The organism is Ideonella oryzae, from assembly GCF_024055665.1.
GTDB classification, from domain to species: domain Bacteria; phylum Pseudomonadota; class Gammaproteobacteria; order Burkholderiales; family Burkholderiaceae_C; genus Ideonella; species Ideonella oryzae.
Genome location: NZ_JAMXMC010000010.1, coordinates 18,140 through 37,207, shown reverse-complemented (window position 1 = coordinate 37,207; position 19,068 = coordinate 18,140). Strand labels below are relative to the sequence as shown.

Genomic DNA, 19,068 nt, shown 5'->3' with positions numbered 1-19,068 from the left:
GTCGGCCCCGCCAGCTTGTGCGGGCGGCTTGACAGTGTGGTGACAAAGCCTGCACGCAGCGTGGATCACCCGGGCTTTCCCCCCTCTTTTCCGGCTCAAGTTCTAGGGGGTGGCAGGGCACGATAGGACCCGACCATGGCTGATTCCGCCCAAGACCGCAACTTACCCGCCACCGCGAAACGCAGAGAGCGTGCGCGGGAGGATGGACAGGTTCCTCGCTCGAAGGACCTGGGCCACTTCACGGCCCTGGCGGCAGGGGGGGCGCTGCTGATGGCGCTGGCCCACCCGCTGGCCAGCTGGGCCCAGGGCGTGCTGGATGCCGGCCTGCGCTTTGACCGTGAGCGGGCCGTGAACCCCCAGGCCATGGGCGAGCTGTTCTGGCTGCTGGCCATCAAGGCCCTGATGCTGGTCATCCCGATGGGCCTGGTCATGATCGGCGTGGGCATGGCCACCACCATCCTGTCGGGCGGCTGGAACCTCAGCTTCAAGCCCCTGCAACCCAATTTCGGCAAGTTCAACCCGATCGCCGGGCTGGGCCGCCTGTTCAACAAGCAGCACGTCATCGACGTGGGCAAGATGAGCTTGCTGGCCGGCGCCATCGGCACGGTGGGCTACCAGTACCTCAAGTCCCAGTTCATGGGCATGGTCTCGCTGATGGCCGTGCCCTTGCCCAGTGCCATCGCCCAGATGGGCAGCACCATCGCGATGGGCTTCGGCCTGCTGATGCTGGTGGTGGGCGGCTGGGCCCTGATCGACGTGCCGCTGCAGCGCTACCTCTGGCTGGAGCGCCTGAAGATGTCCCGCGAGGAAGTCAAGCAGGAGCACAAGGACGCCGAAGGGAACATGGAGGTCAAGGGCAAGATCAAGCAGAAGATGCGCGAGATGGCCCGCAAGCGCATGCTGGCCGCCGTGCCCCAGGCCGACCTGGTCGTGATGAACCCGACCCACTACGCCGTGGCCCTGCGCTACGACGAGGCCTCCATGGGCGCGCCGCGCGTGGTGGCCAAGGGTGCCGACCTGCTGGCCATGAAGATCCGCGACATCGCCCGCGAGGCCAAGGTGCCGGTGCTGCAGGCCCCGCCGCTGGCCCGGGCCCTGTACGCCCATGTCGAGATCGATCACGAGGTGCCGGCGTCGCTGTTCGCCGCCGTCGCCCAGGTGCTGGCCTGGGTCTACCAGCTGCGCGCCCGTGCCGACGTGGCGCCCCCCACGGTGGACGTGCCGCCCGAACTCGACCCCCACAACCAACCCCCTGCCCGCGGAGCCGCTGAATGAACGCGCTGCAGATCCAGCTCAAGACCCTGTTCGGCGAGAACGCCGCGATGATCAAGGCGCTGATGGCGCCGATCTTCATCATCATGGTGCTGGCCATGATGGTGCTGCCGCTGCCGCCCTTCGCGCTGGACCTGTTCTTCACCTTCAACATCGCGATGTCGCTGATGGTCATGCTGGTGTCGGCCAACATGGTCAAGCCGCTGGACTTCAGCGCCTTCCCGACGGTGCTGCTGATCACCACCCTGCTGCGCCTGTCGCTGAACGTGGCCTCGGCCCGGGTGGTGCTGATGAACGGCCACACCGGCACCGGCGCGGCCGGCAAGGTGATCGAGGCCTTCGGCCACTTCCTGATCGGCGGCAACTTCGCGGTCGGCCTGATCGTCTTCGCCATCCTGGTGGTCATCAACTTCGTCGTGGTGACCAAGGGCGCCGAGCGCATCGCCGAGGTGGGCGCCCGCTTCACCCTGGATGCGATGCCCGGCAAGCAGATGGCCATCGACGCCGACCTGAATGCCGGCCTGATCAACGAGGACGAGGCCAAGAAGCGCCGTGCCGAGGTGAGCGAGGAAGCCGACTTCTTTGGCTCCATGGACGGTGCCAGCAAGTTCGTGCGTGGCGATGCCATGGCCGGCATGCTGATCCTGGTGATCAACATCGTCGGCGGCTTCGTCATCGGCGTGGCCCAGCACGGCCTGTCGGTGGGCGATGCGGCCAGCTCCTACATCCTGCTGGCCGTCGGCGACGCGCTGGTGGCCCAGATTCCCGGCCTGCTGATCTCGGTGGCCGCCGCCATGGTGGTCTCGCGTGTGGGCAGCGACGTGGACTCCGGCACCCAGATCCGCAGCCAGATCTTCAGCTCGCCCCGGGCCCTGGGCCTGACCGCCGGCATCATCGGCCTGCTGGGTCTGATCCCGGGCATGCCCAACATCGTCTTCCTGCTGATGTCCAGCCTGATCGGCTACTACGCCTGGTGGCTGGCCAAGAAACAGAAGGAAGAGGCTGGGCGGCCCGAGCAGCCCAAGGTGGAAGAACCCAAGCCCGCCAACGCCGAGGCCAGCTGGGACGACCTGCTGCCCGTGGACACCCTGGGCCTGGAGGTGGGCTACCGCCTGATCACCCTGGTGGACAAGACCCGCCAGGGCGACCTGCTCAGCCGCATCAAGGGCGTGCGCAAGAAGTTCGCCCAGGAGGTGGGCTTCCTGCCGCCGTCGGTGCACATCCGCGACAACCTGGACTTGAAGCCCAGCGCCTACCGGGTGCTGCTGCGTGGCGCGGTGATCGGCGAGGGCGAGGCCTTCCCCGGCATGTACCTGGCCATCAACCCCGGGGGTGGTGCCCCGCAGCTGCCCGGCACCAAGACCATCGACCCGGCCTTCGGCCTGCCGGCGGTGTGGATCGAAGAGCGCCAGAAGGAGCAGGCCCAAATGGCCGGATTTACGGTCGTTGATTGCTCGACCGTGGTGGCCACGCACCTCTCACACTTGATGCAAATGAATGCGGCCAAGCTGCTGGGTCGGACCGAGACCCAGGCCCTGGTCGAACATGTGACGAAACTGGCTCCCAAGCTGATGGAAGACGTGGTGCCCAAGATGATCGGGATTGCAACGCTGCAAAAAGTGCTCCAGCTGCTGCTGGACGAAGGCGTGCACGTCCGCGACTTCCGCGGCATCGTCGAATGCCTGGCCGAAAACGCCCAGGTGAACGACCCGGCCGAGCTGGCCGCCCGTGTGCGGGTGCAGCTGGCCCCGGCCATCGTGCAGCAGATCTACGGCCCGGTGAAGGAGCTGGACGTGATCGCCCTGGAGCCCGAGCTCGAACGGCTGGTCGGCCAGGCGCTGATGTCGCCGCACGGCCCCGCGCTGGATCCCGGCGTGGCCGACACCCTGACCCGCCAGGCCGCCGACAGCGCGCGCAAGCAGGAGAACCTGGGCCACCCGGCCTGCCTGCTGGTGCCCGATGCGCTGCGTGCCCCCCTGGCCCGACTGTTGAAGCGCGCGGCGCCCCGTCTGCGGGTGCTGTCGCACAGCGAGATTCCTGAGACCCACTCGATCCGGATCGGCTCGATCATCGGAGGCACGGCATGAACGTCAAGCGATTTACCGCGCGCACCTCGCGCGAGGCCTTTGCCCTGGTCCGCCAGGCCTTTGGCGAAGACGCCGTGGTGCTGTCCACCAAGCCCTGCGCCGAAGGCGTGGAGGTGCTGGCGATGGCCCCCGAGGCGGTCAACCAGCTGGAGAAGGTGGCCAGCCCCTCCGCCCCGGCCCGTGCCGGCCGCGGCGAGAGCCTCGCCGCCCGTGCCGAACGCCAGCAGGCCGATCGCGCCGGTGCCGCCCAGCGTCGCCTGGCCGACCGCGTGTCGCCCGAGGCGATGGAAGGGGACGTGAACGAGGACGTCGAGCGCATGGCCATGAGCACCCTGTCCTTCCAGGACTATGTGCGTGACCGCATGCTGCGCCGCCGCCAGGCCGCGCTGGAAGGCGACAAGCCCTCTGCCACCGCCCGTGAGGCCGCCCCGATGGTGGACGATGAGCCGGTGGCCCCGCCGCCGCGCCGCGCCGCCGCCCGCCCTGCCGAGCCGCTGCCCGAGCCGGGCCTGGCTGCCCGCGCAGCGGCTTCGCAGCGCCGTGCCCCGGCCCGTCCGCTCAACGACGGTCCGGCGCCCGAGCTGCCGGTGCCCACCCTCAGCGATGTGGCCGGCCACGAACAGATCGACATGGTCCACGAGCTGCGCGCCATGAAGGGCCTGATCGAGGAACGCTTCGGCACCCTGGCCTTCATGGAGAAGCTGCAGCGCGAGCCGCGCCAGGCCCAGCTCTCGCAGAAGCTGATGGATGTCGGCTTCAGCCCGGCCCTGACCCGCAAGCTGCTGGAGGCCCTGCCGGCCGGCGCCACCGACGAGCAGGCCTGGGCCACCTCGGTGCTGGAGCGCAACCTGCAGACCGACGAACACGAGCCCGCGCTGGAAGAGAAGGGCGGCGTCTACGCCCTGATCGGCTCCACCGGCGTCGGCAAGACCACCTCCACCGCCAAGCTGGCCGCCGCCTTCGCCACCGCGCACGGCGCCAACCAGCTGGGCCTGATCACCCTGGACGCCTACCGGGTGGGTGCCCACGAACAGCTGCGCGCCTATGGCCGCATCCTGGGCGTGCCGGTGCACACCGCGCACGACCGCGCTTCGCTGGAAGACCTGCTGGAGCTGCTGTCGGGCAAGAAGATGGTGCTGATCGACACCGCCGGCATGGCCCAGCGCGACAGCCGCTGCCGCGAACTGCTGGAGATGCTCTCGCACCGGTCCATCCAGCGCCTGCTGGTGATCAACGCCGCCGCCCAGGGCGAGACCCTGGACGACGTGATCACTGCCTGGCGTGCGGCCCAGTGCAAGGGCGTGATCCTCTCCAAGATCGACGAGGCCGTGAAGCTGGCCCCGGCGCTGGACGCCGTGATCCGCCACCGCCTGAAGGTGGTGGGCGTGGCCAACGGCCAGCGCGTGCCCGAGGACTGGCACCGCCTGTCGGCCAATGCGCTGATGCACCGCGCCATGAAGGGCGGCGGCAGCACGGCCTACCGGGTGGACGTCAATGACGCGCAACTGGTGCTCTCGGGCCTGCACCGCCAGGCCGCCAGCCTGCAGGGACTTCATTTCTGACGACAGAAGCGGTTGGAGCAGTCAATGACCGTGTTTTCTCCTTCGTTCAAGGGCAGTGACCAGGCCGATGGGCTGCGGCGGCTGTTTGCCGCGCCGCGCCAGCAGATCGTGCCGGTGGCGGCCAATCGCCAGGTGGACTGTGCCGGCGTGCTGATGGAGCGTCTGAGCCTGGCTTTCTCCCAGTTGGGGGCGCACGTCTTCGTGATCGACGCCGCCGAGAGCTCGCCCCAGCCGCACGAGCTGGTGGACATCGACCTGCCGAGCTGCATCGAGCGCCTGGGCACCGGGGTGCACTACCTGGCTGCGCGCGGCCTGCCGCGCCGGCATGTCAACACCCGGGGCAGCAGCGAGGCCTGGCTGCAAGCCGTGGCCGACTGCGTGCCGCAGGCCGACGTGGTGATCGTCCACGCCGAGGCCCGCGACCTGTGTCGCCTGCTGGGCCGGCGCGAGGTGGCACCGGTGCTGATGAGCGAGCTGAGCTCCGAGAGCCTGACCGAGGCCTATGCCGCGATGAAGCTGCTGTCGCAGCGCTGCGGCCTGATGGCCTTCGACCTGCTGGTGGGCATGGCCTCGCGGCCACGCCGGGCCGAGCGGGTGGCCGATCGGCTGGCCAGCTGTGCCGACAACTTTCTCTCCGCCGTGCTGCGGAGCTGGGCGGCGGTGGATCGTGATTTGCCGATCACCGCGCCCGTGAACACCGAACTCGAACGCGTCGCGGCCAACCAGCTCACCGGGCTGGAAGGTCATTCCGCACTGAGCCTGCCCCGACCAGGTGCCGGTCGCGGCATGGCCCTGGCCCTGGATTGAAAGACGGGAGACCCACACCATGTACACCGCCACAGGTCGTCTTGATTCCGGCACCTTGCTCAAGCAGTACAGCCCGCTGGTGCGCCGCCTGGCCCACCAGATGATCGCCAAGCTCCCGGCCAACGTCGAGCTCGATGACCTGATCCAGGTCGGCATGATCGGCCTGAACGATGCGCTGGGGCGTTTCGACATCGCCCAGGGCGTGCAGTTCGAGACCTTCGCCACCCAGCGCATCCGCGGCGCCATGCTCGACGAGCTGCGTGGCAGCGACTGGATGAGCCGGGGCAACCGCAAGCAGCAGCGCGAGATCGAGGCGGCGGTGCACCGGCTGGAGCAGAAGCTCGGCCGCGCGCCGCAGGAAAGAGAGATCGCCCAGGAGATGAGCCTGCCGCTGGAGGAGTACCAGGAGATCCTGACCAAGGTGCGCGGCACCCAGCTGGTCTACCTGGAGGACATGTCCGGCGACGAGAGCGGCGACGAGTACCTGGACCGCCATGTCAGCGCCGACGACGAGGGCAACCCCCTGTCGATGCTGCAGGACCAGCGCATGCGCATGGCCCTGATCGAGGCGATCAAGAAGCTGCCCGAGCGTGAGCAGTACGTGATGAGCATGTACTACGAGCACGACATGAACCTCAAGGAGATTGCCGCGGTGCTCGGGGTGACCGAGTCCCGGGTTTGTCAGCTCCACAGCCAGGCCATCGCCCGTCTGCGCGTCAAGTTGCGCGAATGGTGAACTGCCGGCCTGCAGCGCAGGCCGCACCGATGACCCACCGACCCGGCCGCGCGCCGGGTTTTTCGTTTCATGGCCGGTGCCCGCCAATGCAAACGGCCCGCCGAGGCGGGCCGTTCTGCGGGAGGGGAGGGCGGCTTCAGGCCTGGGCCAGCCCGCCGCTGCTGCGGCGCGGGGCGCCGCCGTAGACCGCTGCCGGCTCGGCGCCGGGGATCAGCACGTCCAGGGCCCGGTCCAGGGCCTGGCTGGCGCGGGTCACGGCATCGCGCTGGGCAGCCACCTGGCTGCTGGTGCGCGCCAGGCGCCGGCGCAGGACAGGGGGGATGCCCGCCGGCGTGCGGGCGGCCTGGTTGAAGCGGTCCACCGCCCGGGACAGGGCGTTGTGGAGCTCAGCCGCGGCCTGTTCGGCGGCGCTGGCGTCCTGCAGCTTCAAGGCCGAACCCAGGGCGGCCAGGTGTTGTTCGACCTCGGTCACGGTGGCCTCAAGGTGGGCCACAGCCTGCAGGGCCTGGGATTCGGAGGGGGAAGTCATCATGATGATCGGGAAGCCGGCGGCGGTCCGGCCTCAGAGCAGGCAGACAGTGGAAGCGGCGGCGATGTCCCCGGCGGCGCCGGGGGCAGCGTCAGGAGGAACGGCTGTTGTTCAGCAGTTCCTGCGCGTTCGAGATCATCTTGTCGGCGATCTTGTCGGGGTTCACCTGGAACTTGCCGTCCTTGATCGCCTGGGCGATGCGCGCCACCTTGTCGGCATCAAAGGTGCCGTCCAGGGCGCCGGAATCGCGCAATTGCGATGCCGCACTGGACAGGGCCACGGTGGCGCTGTCCGTGCTGTTGCTCTGCGAGGTCGTCGATGCCTTCTTGGCCGACCCGGTCGCCGAGCGGTCGTTGGTCAGTGTGCTGACCGCGACCTGATGTTCGGGGGAACCGATCTTCATGATGTTCTCCTGCGGGCCCAGCTGTGACGGAGCCCAATGATCCACTTCCGCTTGGGAACTGTTTCGGAGGACTCTGACAGGACTTTAGCCATTTTTGCGGCGGAAATGAGGGGATTCATGGGCTGATTTCGACCCATCCATCGGCGGTGGGGCGACCGACCAGCAATTTGCCGCTGTCGACCTTGACCCGCACCAGCTGGCCTTCGATGCCGGGGTTCATGGCTTGACCCTCGGTGGCGGCCGACCAGCCGGGGCCACTGGCCACCACGTGCACGGTGGATCCGGCGGCAAACCACTGCCGGGGCTTGAAATCGGTCACGCGCAGCGTGGCCCCGGCCGCCAGGGGGCGGGACAGGGTGCGGCCCACGGCCTGCGCGGGGTCCAGGATGGCGGCACCCGGGGCGGCGGCAATGTCCACCTCGGCTTCCATCATCTGGCCGGCGTCCAGCACCGTGCCGCCGGGCAGCGCCTCGCGCAGCACCTGGGCATTGCGGTAGACATGCACCGTGACCGGCACGCTGATGTTCCAGGGCTTGGCGCCCTGGATGCATTTCAGGCCGATGCGGGTGCGTCCCCAGGCCGGCAGGCCGGGGGGCAGATAGGGTTGGATGCGCTGGCACGGTGCCAGCTGCAGGCGGGGGTCCAGCTGGCCCACCTCCACCTTCACCTTCAGGCCGGGCTGCTGCGCATCGCGCTGCGTGGCGGCTTCCTCGGCCAGGCGAGTGACTTCGTTGCGCAGCTCCGCCGGCACCTCTGCCTGCTGGGCCCAGGCATGGGCCGCCAGCACGCACAGGGCGGTGGCGGTCAGGCGGGGCAGGGGGCGGAAAGAGGGCACGGGCGATCCTGGTGTGACAAGGGTCACTGTAGGCAGACCGAGCCCTCGGCGTGGCGGGAAATGCGGCGCCAGCCGGCCCCTATTCAGGCCTTCTCGGCCACGGGCGGCTCCCACAATCGCTGCACAGCGAGGATGCGTCCGAAGTGTTTTCGGAGCCTCCGCCGATTTCTGTAGGTCTGAAGAGGACGCCGGCCATGTTGAACCGCCTGACCCAGAGCATGGACTTCCAAGCCCAGGCGCTGAGCCTGCGCGCCGAACGCCAGCGTCTGATCGCCAGCAACATCGCCAACGCGGACACGCCGGGCTATGTGGCCCGCGAGATGAATTTCGCCCAGGCCTTGAAAGAGGCCACGGGCGCGGCGCCGGTGGCCGGGCAGATGAATGTGACCCAGGCCGGGCACATCCAGCCCACCGCGGGCGCCCGCAGCGAGGCGGGCCTGGCCTATGCACTCAATTCACAGACCAGCCTGGACAGCAACACCGTGGACATGGACCGTGAGCGGGCCAGCTTTGCCGAGAACTCGGTGAAGTACGAGGCCACGCTGCGCTTCCTCAACAGCCAGATCAAGAACGTACTGGACGCCATGAAGGGCGCCAACCAGGGTTGAGACGGCTGACATCGAGCATTGACGACGAGGTGACCCCATGAGCATGTTCAAGGTCTTCGACATCTCCGGCAGCGCCATCAGTGCGCAGAGCCAGCGCCTGAACACGGTGGCCTCCAACCTGGCCAATGCCGACACCGTGGCCGGGCCCGACGGCAAGGCCTACAAGGCCCACGAGGTGGTGTTCCAGACCGTGATGATGGATGCCAACGGTGCGGCCGCGCGCGGCGACGCCGAGAACCCGCTGGTCTCCAGCGCCGGTGTGCGGGTCTCCAACGTGGTGGAGGACCAGACGCCGGGTCGGCGCGTCTTCGACCCCAGCCACCCGCAGGCCGATGGCCAGGGCTACGTCACCTACAGCAACGTCAACCCGGTCGAGGAGATGGTCAACATGATCTCCTCCTCGCGCTCGTACCAGAACAACGTCGAGGTCATGAACACGGCCAAGAGCCTGATGCTCAAGACCCTCCAGATGGGCCAGGGCTGAGGCCTCGGTTCTGATTCCCACCGCCGACTGAAGGACCGCCATGGCCGTCGACACCGTCAACAACAGCAGCAAGACCTCGGGCACCAGCAACTCGTCCACCAACGGGCTGACCAGCACCAGCGCCTCCGAGCAGTCGGACCGCTTTCTCAAACTGCTGGTCACGCAGATGCAGAACCAGGACCCGCTCAACCCGCTGGACAATGCCCAGGTGACCAGTCAGATGGCGCAGATCAGCACCGTCACCGGCATCGAGCAGCTCAACGGCACCGTCTCCGGCCTGAATTCGCAGTTCCTGCAGATCCAGACCATGCAGGGGGCCGCCCTGGTGGGCCACGATGTGGCCATCGAAGGCAACACCTTGCGGCAGAAGGGCGGCAAGGGCGATGGCGGCTTCGAGCTGTCCAGCGCCGCGGACTCGGTCAAGGTCGAGATCCAGGCGGCGGACGGCACGACCATCGACACGATCACGCTGGGCGCCCAAGAGGCGGGCAAGCACGACTTCAGCTGGAACGTCCCCAGCTCCCGCGCGGGCGATGACCTGACCTTCAAGGTGACCGCCACGGCCAAGGGCCAGGCGGTGGACACGCTGAGCCTGCAGAACCAGACGATCAAGGCCGTCAGCAACCTGGGCACGACCATGGCCCTGGATCTGGACAACGGCCAGCGGATCGCCTACGACGCCGTCTGGGCCTACTACTGACATCACGGCAGCACGCCGACCCCCTTCCCCTAGGAGAACCCCATGAGCTTCCAGCAAGGCCTGTCCGGTCTGAACGTGATGTCCAAGAACCTGGACGTCATCGGCAACAACATCGCCAACGCCAACACCGTCGGCGCCAAGAGCTCGCGTGCCGAGTTCGCCGACCTGTATGCGAATGCGCTGTCCGGTGCCGGCTCCTCCCCGGTGGGCATCGGTGTGCAGCTGGCCACCGTGGCCCAGCAGTTCACCCAGGGCAACATCACCGCCACCGACAACTCGCTGGACGTGGCCATCAATGGCGGCGGCTTCTTCCAGCTGAGCGACCCCACCACCGGCGAAGCGGTCTACTCCCGCAATGGCCAGTTCAAGCTGGACAAGGCCGGCTACGTCGTCAACGACCAGGGGCAGCGGCTCATGGGCTACGGTGCCGACACCAATGGCAACGTGATCCAGGGGGCCACCAGCGCCATGAAGCTGCCCACCTCGGGCATCAGCCCGCAGGCCACCAGCGCCGTGACCAATGAGTTCAATCTCGACTCGCGCGAGAAGGTCACCGATCCCGGCGCCAGCGCCAGCCCCCGCGTCAACTTCACCGACTCGACCACCTTCAACCAGGCGCGCTCGACGACCATCTACGACGCCAAGGGCCAGCCGGTCTCGCTGAGCTTCTACTACCAGAAGACGGCCGACGACACCTGGAACGTCTACGCCACCGCCAACGGCAAGACCCTGAGCGGCAGCGATGGCGATCCCACGCCGATCCAGACCCTGACCTTCTCCCCGGACGGTGCGACCGTCTCCCCCACCAGCACCACGCTCAGCATTCCCGCGTCCACCAACTCGGATGGCTCGTCCACGCTGGCCATCGACCCGGTCACCTGGGACATCAGCGGTTCCACCCAGTACGGCTCGGCCTTTGCCTTGACCAACCAGACGCAGGACGGCTTTGCGCCCGGCCAGCTGACCGGGGTCACGATTGGCGATGACGGCGTGCTGCAGGCCCGCTACTCCAACGGCCAGACCAAGGCCGCGGGCCAGATCGAGACCGCCACCTTCCGCAACGTGCAGGGCCTTCAGCCGCTGGGTGGCAACGCCTGGCGCATGACCTCCACCTCGGGCGAGCCGATCAAGGGCGTGCCGGGTTCGGGCAATCTGGGCACGCTGCAGTCCGGGGCCGTCGAGGATTCCAACGTGGACCTGACCGGCGAGCTGGTGAACATGATCACCGCCCAGCGCAACTACCAGGCCAATGCGCAGACCATCAAGACCATGGACCAGGTCATGCAGACCCTGGTCAACCTGCGTTGATGCCCTGAAGGCCTAGGAGTCAGCCATGGACCGCATGATCTACCTGACGATGACCGGCGCCAAGGCGGCGATGCAGCGCCAGGAGGTCATCAGCCACAACCTGGCCAACGTCTCGACCACGGGCTTTCGCGAGCAACTGGCCGCCTTCCGCGCCGTGCCGGTGCGGGGCGACGGCGCCTCCACCCGCGTCTACGCGCTGGAGACGACCGTGGGCTACAACGACGCCCAGGGCCCCATCACCGCCACCGGGCGCAACCTGGACGTGGCGATGAAGGGCAATGCCTGGATGGCGGTGCAGGGCCTGGATGGCACCGAGGCCTACACCCGGGCCGGCGCGCTGGACGTGGATGCCCAGGGTCAGCTCGTCACGCTCTCGGGCCTGCCCGTGGTGGGCGAGTCCGGCCCCATCACCGTGCCGGAGGGGGCAGACGTGCAGATCGCCTCGGACGGCACCCTGAGCGCCAAGACGGCGGGACAGCCGCCCCAGCAGATCGGCAAGATCAAGCTGGTGACGCCCGAGACCTCGCTCACCCGCGGGGAGGACGGCCTGTTTCGCGGTGACAAGGGCGACCTGGACGCCGACCCGGCCGCCCGCCTGCAGGACGGGGCACTGGAAGGCTCCAACGTCAGCCCGGTGGAGACCATGGTGGCCATGATCTCCGCGGCGCGTCAGTACGACAACCAGATGAAGCTGCTGCAGACCTCGGAAAAGCAGGACCAGGCCGCTGCGCGCCTGCTCTCCACCTCGGGTTGAGCCGGTTGACCGGTCTCTGCTTCGGAATCACGGGCCTTTGGGCCCGTTTTTCTTGGGCTGGCCACCCTTCAGTTCGGCCCATCATGGGCGACACGCCGTCTTGACGGGAGAACCGACATGCTCCGATCGCTCTGGATCTCGAAATCCGGGATGGAAGCCCAGCAGAACCAGCTGGACCACATCTCCAACAACCTCTCCAACGTGGCCACCACGGGCTACAAGCGCTCGCACGCGGCGTTCGAGGACCTGATCTACCAGAACCTGCGCCAGTCCGGCGCCAACAGCTCCGACCAGACCCAGCTGCCCACCGGCCTGCAGGTCGGCCTGGGCACCCGGGCCGTGGCCACCGCGCGCGACTTCACGCAGGGCAACCTGCAGCAGACGGGCAACAACCTGGACATGGCCATCAATGGCAAGGGCTTCTTCCAGATCACCATGCCCGACGGCACCACGGCCTACACCCGGGACGGCTCGTTCAAGCTGGACAACCAGGGCCAGATCGTGACCAACAACGGCTATGTGGTGCAGCCCGGTCTGACGGTCCCGGCCAATGCCCAAAGCGTCACCGTGGGGGCCGACGGCACCGTCAGCGTGACCCTCCCGGGCCAGGCCGCGCCGCAGACCCTGGGCCAGTTCCAGACGGCCAGCTTCATCAACCCGCAGGGCCTGGACCCGCTGGGGCAGAACCTGTATGCGGAGACGGCGTCCTCCGGCACGCCGGCCACCGGCGCGCCCCAGTCCAACGGCCTGGGGGCGCTGCAGCAGGGCTTTGTCGAGACCAGCAACGTGAACGTGGTGGAGGAGCTGGTGCAGATGATCCAGACCCAGCGCGCCTACGAGCTCAACTCCAAGGCCGTGTCCACCTCCGACCAGATGCTGCAGCGCCTGTCGCAGCTGTAAGCACGCCCCGAACTCGAACCCGGGCCTGGGCCCGCGCCAGCGGCCAGGCCGAGGAGACGCCCATGCGCACCCCCTTCATCCTGGCCCTGCTGGCCAGCACCGCCCTGGCGGCCTGCACCACGCCCTATGTGGTGCCCGAAGTGCAGTTCCCCACCGCCACCGCGCCGGCCATTCCGGCCAGCGGTCCGCTGGCCTGGGAGGCTCAGCAGCCGCTGCCGGTGACGCCGTCCGCCCAGGCAGGTGCCAGCGGGGGCATCTACCAGGCGGCCCAATACCGTCCGTTGTTCGAGGACTACCGGGCCCGGCATGTGGGCGACTCGCTGACGGTGCAGATCGTCGAGCGGGTCAGCGCCAGCCAAAGCGCCACCAGCACCCTGGGCAAGAAGGGGGCGGTCGACGCCTCGGTGTCTGCCGCGCCCTTCGTCAGCCCGAGCTGGCTGACCAAGCTGAGTGCCACCGGCAGCAGCAACAACACCTTCGAGGGCAAGGGCAGCACCGACACCAGCAACGACTTCTCCGGCACCATCACCGCCTCGGTGATCGGCGTGTTGCCCAACGGGCACCTGCTGATCGCCGGCGAGAAGCAGGTCGGCGTGAACCACAACGTGGACACCCTGCGCTTCACCGGCGAGGTGGACCCCCGGTCCATCCAGCCGGGCAACATGGTGCAGAGCGCGCGCATCGCCAACGTGCGTGTGCAGCACAAGGGCGACGGTCAGATGGCCGATACGCAGGGAATAGGCTGGCTGGCCCGATTCTTTTTGAACCTTCTGCCGATCTAAAGTTTTTCAGAATCGTTGCCAGGGACTCCTCCCGGAATTCTCTGGCAACGTCATGACCACCACCCCGCACCGCACCCTTCGCTTTCTTGGCCAGCTGGCCCTCGTGCTGGCTGCGGCGTCGGCCTGGCTGCCGGCGCTGGCTTCCCAGCGCATCAAGGAGGTGGCTGCCATCCAGGGGGTGCGCTCCAACCAGTTGATCGGCTACGGCCTGGTCGTGGGTCTGGACGGCACCGGTGACCAGACCACCCAGGTTCCCTTCACCACGCAAGGGCTGATGTCCATGCTGCAGCAGATGGGCATCACCGTGCCCGCCGGCACCAACATGCAGCTCAAGAACGTGGCGGCGGTGATGGTCACCGCCGAGCTGCCGCCCTTTGCCCAGCCGGGCCAGACGATCGACGTCACCGCCTCGTCGGTCGGCAACGCCAAGAGCCTGCGCGGGGGCACCCTGATCGCCACCCCGCTCAAGGGCGCCGACGGCGAGGTCTATGCCGTGGCCCAGGGCAACCTGATCGTCGGTGGCGCCGGCGCGTCGTCCGGTGGCTCCAAGGTGCAGATCAACCACCTCAGCGGTGGCCGCGTGCCCCAGGGTGCCACGGTCGAGCGCACCGTGCCCACCCCGCTGCAGATGGGCGACATGCTGCAGCTGGACCTCAACGCCGCCGATTTCAACACCGCCCGCGCGGTGGCCAATGCCATCAATGCCGCCAAGGGCGCCGGCACCGCCCAGGCCCTGGACGGCCGGGTGGTGCGGGTGCGCGCGCCGCGCGAGCCGGACCAGCGCGTGTCCTTCCTGGCCGACATCGAAGACCTGCCGCTGGAGCTCTCGCGTCCGGCCGCCAAGGTGGTGCTCAACCCGCGCACCGGCTCCATCGTGCTCAACCAGGCCGTGCAGCTGGCACCTTGCGCCATCGCGCACGGCAGCCTGACCGTCACCATCAGCCAGACCCCGCAGGTCAGCCAGCCGGGCCCCCTGTCCAATGGCCAGACCGCGGTGACCCAGAAGACCGACATCAGCGTGCAGCAGCAGGGCGGCTCGCTGGTGCAGTTGCCGGCCGGCGCCCAGCTGGCCGACGTGGTCAAGGCCCTGAATTCCCTGGGCGCCACCCCGCAGGATCTGCTGGCCATCCTGCAGGCCATGAAGGCCGCCGGCGCCCTGCAGGCCGAGCTGGAGGTGATCTGATGGCCGCTGCCCTCCCATCCACCCTGGTCGGCGCCAATGCCGGGCTGGGCGACGCCCGCGGGCTGGAGGCCCTGCGCACGCGTGCCTCCAAGGACCCCAAGGTCGTTGCCAAAGAGGCCGCCAAGCAGTTCGAGACGCTGTTCATGCAGCAGCTGCTGAAGTCCATGCGCGAGGCCACCAAGAACGAGGACGGCGCGGACAACGACGCCTCCAAGCTCGGCGCCGAGATGCTGGACAGCCAGTGGGCCACCAAGCTGGCGGGCCGCCCGGGTGGCCTGGCCGACGTGATTGCCCGCCAGATGGAAAAGCAGATGCAGGCCGCCACCCAGCCTGTGGCCCCCAAGGACGACAGCGCCAACACCGCGCCGGTGGACCTGGCCAAGCCCGATGCGCCGGTGCGCCCGCCACAGCAGGCCGCCGCCACTTTCGTGCAGCAGCACCAGGACGCCGCCCAGGCCGCCCAGGCCGCCAGCGGCATCCCGGCCTCCTTCATGATCGCCCAGGCCGCCCACGAGACCGGCTGGGGCCGCAAGGAGATCCGCAATCCCGACGGTTCTTCGGCGCACAACCTCTTCGGCATCAAGGCCGGTGCCAACTGGACCGGCCCGACCACCGATGTGACCACCACCGAATACCTCGGCGGCGTGGCCCGCAAGGTGGTGCAGAAGTTCCGCGCCTACGGCAGCTATGCCGAATCCTTTGCGGACTACGCCAAACTGATGGCCAGCAACCCTCGCTACCAGAAGGTGGTGGCCGCCGGCAGCAACGCCCAGGCCTTTGCCCAGGGCCTGCAGAAGGCTGGCTATGCCACCGACCCGGCCTATGCCGACAAGCTGGGCCGCGTCATCAACACCACCCTCAGGCTGCAGCGCAGCCTGCAGGCCTGAGCGGCCTGAGCCGGATCGGAGCGCGCCATGTCTTCCTTGATGAGCATCGGGATGCGCGGCATGACGGCCGCCACCGCCTCGCTGGATGTCACCGGCCACAACATCGCCAACGCCAACGTCAAGGGCTATTCGCGTCAGCAGGCCAATCTGGAGACGGCCGCCGGCCAGTTCACGGGCAGCGGCTTCTTCGGCAAGGGGGTGAACGTCAGCAACGTCACCCGCGCCCATGACAGCTTCCTGACCATGCAGGCCACCGCGGCTGCGGCCCTGCAGGCCAAGGACGACAGCCACAGCGGCCAGCTGCAGGAACTGGAGAAGCTGTTCCCGGCGGGCGAGCAGGGCATCGGCTACGCGATGGGGGACTTCCTCAACGCGGCGGTGGACCTGTCCAACAGCCCGGCCGACAGCTCCGCCCGCCAGGTGCTGCTGGCCCGCGCTGCCGACGTGTCCGCACGCTTTCGCACCGCCTCGGACCGGATGGAGATCCTGCAGCAGGGCGTCACCGCCGATCTGCAGGCCCAGGCGGCCACGCTCAACGGTTACGCCGCCCAGGTCGCCAAGATCAACCAGCAGATCGCCGCCAGCCATGGCGTGGACCAGCTGCCCAACGACCTGATGGACCAGCGTGACCAGCTCATCAAGCAGATGAGCGGCATCATGCAGGTGTCCACGCTGGAGGCCTCGGACGGCACGGTCGGCGTTTTTGTCGGCAGCGGGCAGAGCCTGGTGCTGGGCAACCAGGCTTCCCAGATCCAGGTCTCACCGGACGCCGCGGACACCTCGCGCAGCGCGCTGTCCATCAAGACCGCCGGCGAGACCATGCTGCTGAACTCGGACCAGATCGGGGGCGGTTCGATGGCCGGCCTGCTGGCCTTCCAGAACGACGACCTGGTCGATGCACGCAACCAGATCGGCCAGATGGCCATGGCCTTCGCCTCCAAGGTCAACGACGTCCAGACCATGGGCCTGGACCTGCGCGACCCGCCCCAGGCCGGCTCACCGCTGTTCAACATCGGCGCGCCCGCGGCCAAGGCCAACACGAACAATGCCCGGGACGGCACGGGGGCTTACATCGCCAACGTCAGCCTGTCCGTGACCGACGCCACGCAGCTGCAGGCCAGCGACTACGATCTGCGCCCCGATGGCAGCGGCGTGGCCGGCCAGTACAAGCTCACCCGCCTGTCCGACGGGCTGGTGCGCACCGTCAACGACGGCGCCACCGTGGACGGCTTCAAGATCAATGTGGGCACACCCGATCTGCAGGCGGGCGACAGCTTCCGCCTGCAGCCCGTGGGGGCTGCCGCCGCCGGCATGACCCGCGCCCTGGACGATGTCAACGGCATCGCCGCGGCCCTGCCGGTCACGGCCACCCTGGGCACCGCCAACACCGGCACGGCCTCGGTCGACTTGCTGAAGGTGACCGACCCTTCGATCGATCCTTCGCTGACCGCTTCCGTCTCCTTCACCGACGGGTCGGGCAACTACAGCTGGAGCCTGACCGACAGCTCGGGCACGGTGACCAGCAGTGGCACCGGCACCTGGAAGGCCGGCCAGCCGATCAGCCTCAACGGCTTCGAGCTGTCCCTCAACGGGGTGCCCGCCAGCGGCGACACCCTCTCGGTGGGCAAGACGAACTTTCCGGCCAGCAACAACGGCAACGCGCTGGCGATGGCCTCGCTGCGCGACGAGGCCTTTGTTGGCCGCTACACCATGTCCGACGGCAGCATCGGCGGCGGCGCCACCGTCACCGATGCCTACGCCGGCACGATGGCCGACGTGGGTGTGCGGGTGCAGAGCGCCAAGTCGGCCGCCGCCATCTCCAAGGCCTCCCAGAGCGATGCCGAGTCCGCGCTGGCCTCCAGCACCGGGGTCAACATGGACGAGGAGGCCTCCAAGCTGATCCAGTTCCAGCAGGCCTACCAGGCCTCGGCCAAGGTGCTGCAGGTGGCCCAGTCCATCTTCGACACCATGTTGCAGCTGGGCCGCTGAACGACGCCATGAACTGAGGGGAGCACCAGATGTTTCGCATCACCACCGCCAACGCCTACGCGGCCTCGGTCGACAACCTGCAGAACCGGCAATACGAGCTGAACATGGCGCAGCAGCGCCTGACCAGCCAGAAGCGGGTGCTGGCGCCCAGCGACGACCCGGCCGCCGCGGCCCGCGCCGAGCGGGCCCGCGCCATGATCCAGCGCTCCGATGCCAACCAGCGCGCCGTGGATGCCAGCAAGAACTCCATGACCCTGACCGAGGCCGCGCTGGGCGATGCCACCGAGCTGGTCCAACAGGCCCGCGAACTGGTGGTGTCCGCCGGCAACGCCAGCTACAGCGCGGCCCAGCGCAAGGACATCGCCAACCAGCTCACCGAGATCCGCAAGCAGCTGCTGAGCGTGGCCAACCGGGGCGACGGCGCCGGTGGCTTCGTCTTCGCCGGCCAGGGGGCCACCCAGCCACCGTTTGCCGATCAATCCGGCGGCGTGACCTACATGGGCACCGGCGGCGAGGTGCAGGTGGCCAGCGACGAGAACCTACCCCTGACCTTCGATGGCAGCAAGACCTGGCTGTCCGCGCCCAGCGGCAACGGGGTCTTCGTCACCAGCAGCAACAGCAGCAGCGCCTGGATCGACACCGGCCGGGTCACCGACCCGTCCAAGATCCCCGCCGACGCAGACATGGACTACACGGTCCAGTTCAATGTCTCCGGTGGCGCCACCACCTACGACGTGGTCCGCAAGGACGGCTCGCTGGCCGTTTCTGGCGCGTCTTACCAGGATGGCAAGCTGATCGAGTTCGACGGCATGGCCACCACCATCAGCGGCGCCCCGGGCAACGGCGACACCTTCAAGGTCACGCCGTCGCAGCCCGACCTGTCGGCCTTTGACGCGTTGGACAAGGTCATCGCCGGCCTGAAGGACCCGTCCAAGAGCAGTGCCGAGGTGACGCAGACGGTGCAGTCCGGTCTGCGTGACCTGGACGGCGTGGCCGGGCAGCTGCAAGGCACCCGCAGCCTGGCCGGTGAAATCCTTAACCGCATCGACGGTGTCACCAGCCGGGTGACCGATCTGAAGAACTACGCCGAGAGCACCCGCTCCGATGCCGAGGACCTGGACATGGTCCAGGCCATCTCCAGTTTCCAGAACCAGCAGACCAATTACAGCGCGGCGCTGCAGACCTACGCCTCGCTGCAAAAGATGTCGCTGTTCGACTACATCAAAGCCTGACCCAGGGACC

The 19,068-nt window shown here is 68.2% G+C and carries 19 protein-coding genes; 16 read left to right on the top strand and 3 right to left on the bottom strand.

Annotation, left to right across the window (positions count from 1 at the left end):
* The first annotated feature begins 135 nt into the window (after positions 1 to 135).
* Genes flhB through M0L44_RS17035 form a run of 5 tightly spaced genes read left to right on the top strand, consistent with a single transcriptional unit; the run spans position 136 to position 6,464 of the window.
* The gene (gene flhB / locus M0L44_RS17055) at positions 136 to 1,275 is read left to right on the top strand and encodes a flagellar biosynthesis protein FlhB (protein ID WP_252771017.1); all 1,140 of its coding nucleotides are present in this window, start codon (positions 136 to 138) and stop codon (positions 1,273 to 1,275) included.
* Positions 1,272 to 3,359, top strand: a complete 2,088-nt coding sequence (flhA, locus tag M0L44_RS17050; protein WP_252771016.1) for a flagellar biosynthesis protein FlhA — start codon at positions 1,272 to 1,274, stop codon at positions 3,357 to 3,359. The genes flhB and flhA overlap by 4 nt, the downstream gene beginning before the upstream one ends.
* The gene (gene flhF, locus M0L44_RS17045) at positions 3,356 to 4,921 is read left to right on the top strand and encodes a flagellar biosynthesis GTPase FlhF (protein ID WP_252771015.1); all 1,566 of its coding nucleotides are present in this window, start codon (positions 3,356 to 3,358) and stop codon (positions 4,919 to 4,921) included. Before flhA ends, flhF begins: the two co-directional genes overlap by 4 nt.
* A 24-nt stretch (positions 4,922 to 4,945) precedes the next feature.
* Complete coding sequence (locus M0L44_RS17040; protein ID WP_252771014.1) at positions 4,946 to 5,728, top strand: MinD/ParA family ATP-binding protein; 783 nt, start codon at positions 4,946 to 4,948, stop codon at positions 5,726 to 5,728.
* A gap of 19 nt (positions 5,729 to 5,747) precedes the next feature.
* Complete coding sequence (locus tag M0L44_RS17035; protein WP_252771013.1) at positions 5,748 to 6,464, top strand: RNA polymerase sigma factor FliA; 717 nt, start codon at positions 5,748 to 5,750, stop codon at positions 6,462 to 6,464.
* 136 nt (positions 6,465 to 6,600) lie between these two features.
* Here M0L44_RS17035 and M0L44_RS17030 read toward each other — a convergent pair whose 3' ends face one another.
* From M0L44_RS17030 to flgA, 3 genes are all read right to left on the bottom strand, one after another.
* Entirely contained in the window at positions 6,601 to 6,993 is a 393-nt protein-coding gene (locus tag M0L44_RS17030; protein WP_252771012.1) for a hypothetical protein, read from the bottom strand.
* 91 nt (positions 6,994 to 7,084) lie between these two features.
* Positions 7,085 to 7,396 (bottom strand): flagellar biosynthesis anti-sigma factor FlgM, encoded by a 312-nt coding sequence (gene flgM, locus M0L44_RS17025; protein WP_252771011.1) that lies wholly within the window; start codon positions 7,394 to 7,396, stop codon positions 7,085 to 7,087.
* Positions 7,397 to 7,511: 115 nt separating this feature from the next.
* Positions 7,512 to 8,231 carry a flagellar basal body P-ring formation chaperone FlgA gene (flgA, locus tag M0L44_RS17020; protein ID WP_252771010.1) on the bottom strand — a complete coding sequence of 240 codons (720 nt, stop codon included), beginning with the start codon at positions 8,229 to 8,231 and terminating at the stop codon, positions 7,512 to 7,514.
* A 194-nt stretch (positions 8,232 to 8,425) separates the two neighbouring features.
* Here flgA and flgB point away from each other — a divergent pair, with 194 nt between their 5' ends.
* The 11 genes from flgB (at position 8,426) to flgL (ending at position 19,058) form a co-directional block, all read left to right on the top strand.
* On the top strand, positions 8,426 to 8,839 hold the full coding sequence (flgB, locus tag M0L44_RS17015) for a flagellar basal body rod protein FlgB (RefSeq protein WP_252771009.1): 414 nt from the start codon (positions 8,426 to 8,428) through the stop codon (positions 8,837 to 8,839).
* Positions 8,840 to 8,876: 37 nt separating this feature from the next.
* Positions 8,877 to 9,323, top strand: coding sequence for a flagellar basal body rod protein FlgC (gene flgC / locus M0L44_RS17010; RefSeq protein WP_252771008.1), 447 nt, complete (start codon positions 8,877 to 8,879; stop codon positions 9,321 to 9,323).
* 40 nt (positions 9,324 to 9,363) lie between these two features.
* Entirely contained in the window at positions 9,364 to 10,023 is a 660-nt protein-coding gene (locus M0L44_RS17005) for a flagellar hook assembly protein FlgD (protein WP_252771007.1), read from the top strand.
* Positions 10,024 to 10,065: 42 nt separating this feature from the next.
* Positions 10,066 to 11,331, top strand: a complete 1,266-nt coding sequence (gene flgE / locus M0L44_RS17000) for a flagellar hook protein FlgE (RefSeq protein WP_252771006.1) — start codon at positions 10,066 to 10,068, stop codon at positions 11,329 to 11,331.
* A 25-nt stretch (positions 11,332 to 11,356) separates the two neighbouring features.
* Positions 11,357 to 12,085 carry a flagellar basal-body rod protein FlgF gene (flgF, locus tag M0L44_RS16995; protein WP_252771005.1) on the top strand — a complete coding sequence of 243 codons (729 nt, stop codon included), beginning with the start codon at positions 11,357 to 11,359 and terminating at the stop codon, positions 12,083 to 12,085.
* A 117-nt stretch (positions 12,086 to 12,202) separates the two neighbouring features.
* A complete protein-coding gene (gene flgG / locus M0L44_RS16990) occupies positions 12,203 to 12,985 on the top strand; it encodes a flagellar basal-body rod protein FlgG (protein WP_252771004.1) in 783 nt (260 codons plus the stop codon).
* Positions 12,986 to 13,047: 62 nt separating this feature from the next.
* Positions 13,048 to 13,767, top strand: a complete 720-nt coding sequence (locus M0L44_RS16985) for a flagellar basal body L-ring protein FlgH (RefSeq protein ID WP_252771003.1) — start codon at positions 13,048 to 13,050, stop codon at positions 13,765 to 13,767.
* A gap of 52 nt (positions 13,768 to 13,819) precedes the next feature.
* The gene (locus M0L44_RS16980; RefSeq protein ID WP_252771002.1) at positions 13,820 to 14,950 is read left to right on the top strand and encodes a flagellar basal body P-ring protein FlgI; all 1,131 of its coding nucleotides are present in this window, start codon (positions 13,820 to 13,822) and stop codon (positions 14,948 to 14,950) included.
* The gene (flgJ, locus tag M0L44_RS16975; RefSeq protein WP_252771001.1) at positions 14,950 to 15,837 is read left to right on the top strand and encodes a flagellar assembly peptidoglycan hydrolase FlgJ; all 888 of its coding nucleotides are present in this window, start codon (positions 14,950 to 14,952) and stop codon (positions 15,835 to 15,837) included. The genes M0L44_RS16980 and flgJ overlap by 1 nt, the downstream gene beginning before the upstream one ends.
* A gap of 27 nt (positions 15,838 to 15,864) precedes the next feature.
* Positions 15,865 to 17,826 carry a flagellar hook-associated protein FlgK gene (flgK, locus tag M0L44_RS16970; protein ID WP_252771000.1) on the top strand — a complete coding sequence of 654 codons (1,962 nt, stop codon included), beginning with the start codon at positions 15,865 to 15,867 and terminating at the stop codon, positions 17,824 to 17,826.
* A gap of 29 nt (positions 17,827 to 17,855) precedes the next feature.
* Positions 17,856 to 19,058, top strand: coding sequence for a flagellar hook-associated protein FlgL (gene flgL / locus M0L44_RS16965; RefSeq protein WP_252770999.1), 1,203 nt, complete (start codon positions 17,856 to 17,858; stop codon positions 19,056 to 19,058).
* Positions 19,059 to 19,068: the final 10 nt, after the last annotated feature.

Bases quoted from the DNA above. Each gene is read 5' to 3' on its own strand.
- flhB (WP_252771017.1), top strand. From the start codon at position 136: ATGGCTGATTCCGCCCAAGACCGCAACTTACCCGCCACCGCGAAACGC.
- flhA (WP_252771016.1), top strand. From the start codon at position 1,272: ATGAACGCGCTGCAGATCCAGCTCAAGACCCTGTTCGGCGAGAACGCC.
- flhF (WP_252771015.1), top strand. From the start codon at position 3,356: ATGAACGTCAAGCGATTTACCGCGCGCACCTCGCGCGAGGCCTTTGCC.
- M0L44_RS17040 (WP_252771014.1), top strand. From the start codon at position 4,946: ATGACCGTGTTTTCTCCTTCGTTCAAGGGCAGTGACCAGGCCGATGGG.
- M0L44_RS17035 (WP_252771013.1), top strand. From the start codon at position 5,748: ATGTACACCGCCACAGGTCGTCTTGATTCCGGCACCTTGCTCAAGCAG.
- M0L44_RS17030 (WP_252771012.1), bottom strand. From the start codon at position 6,993: ATGACTTCCCCCTCCGAATCCCAGGCCCTGCAGGCTGTGGCCCACCTT.
- flgM (WP_252771011.1), bottom strand. From the start codon at position 7,396: ATGAAGATCGGTTCCCCCGAACATCAGGTCGCGGTCAGCACACTGACC.
- flgB (WP_252771009.1), top strand. From the start codon at position 8,426: ATGTTGAACCGCCTGACCCAGAGCATGGACTTCCAAGCCCAGGCGCTG.
- flgC (WP_252771008.1), top strand. From the start codon at position 8,877: ATGAGCATGTTCAAGGTCTTCGACATCTCCGGCAGCGCCATCAGTGCG.
- M0L44_RS17005 (WP_252771007.1), top strand. From the start codon at position 9,364: ATGGCCGTCGACACCGTCAACAACAGCAGCAAGACCTCGGGCACCAGC.
- flgE (WP_252771006.1), top strand. From the start codon at position 10,066: ATGAGCTTCCAGCAAGGCCTGTCCGGTCTGAACGTGATGTCCAAGAAC.
- flgF (WP_252771005.1), top strand. From the start codon at position 11,357: ATGGACCGCATGATCTACCTGACGATGACCGGCGCCAAGGCGGCGATG.
- flgG (WP_252771004.1), top strand. From the start codon at position 12,203: ATGCTCCGATCGCTCTGGATCTCGAAATCCGGGATGGAAGCCCAGCAG.
- M0L44_RS16985 (WP_252771003.1), top strand. From the start codon at position 13,048: ATGCGCACCCCCTTCATCCTGGCCCTGCTGGCCAGCACCGCCCTGGCG.
- M0L44_RS16980 (WP_252771002.1), top strand. From the start codon at position 13,820: ATGACCACCACCCCGCACCGCACCCTTCGCTTTCTTGGCCAGCTGGCC.
- flgJ (WP_252771001.1), top strand. From the start codon at position 14,950: ATGGCCGCTGCCCTCCCATCCACCCTGGTCGGCGCCAATGCCGGGCTG.
- flgK (WP_252771000.1), top strand. From the start codon at position 15,865: ATGTCTTCCTTGATGAGCATCGGGATGCGCGGCATGACGGCCGCCACC.
- flgL (WP_252770999.1), top strand. From the start codon at position 17,856: ATGTTTCGCATCACCACCGCCAACGCCTACGCGGCCTCGGTCGACAAC.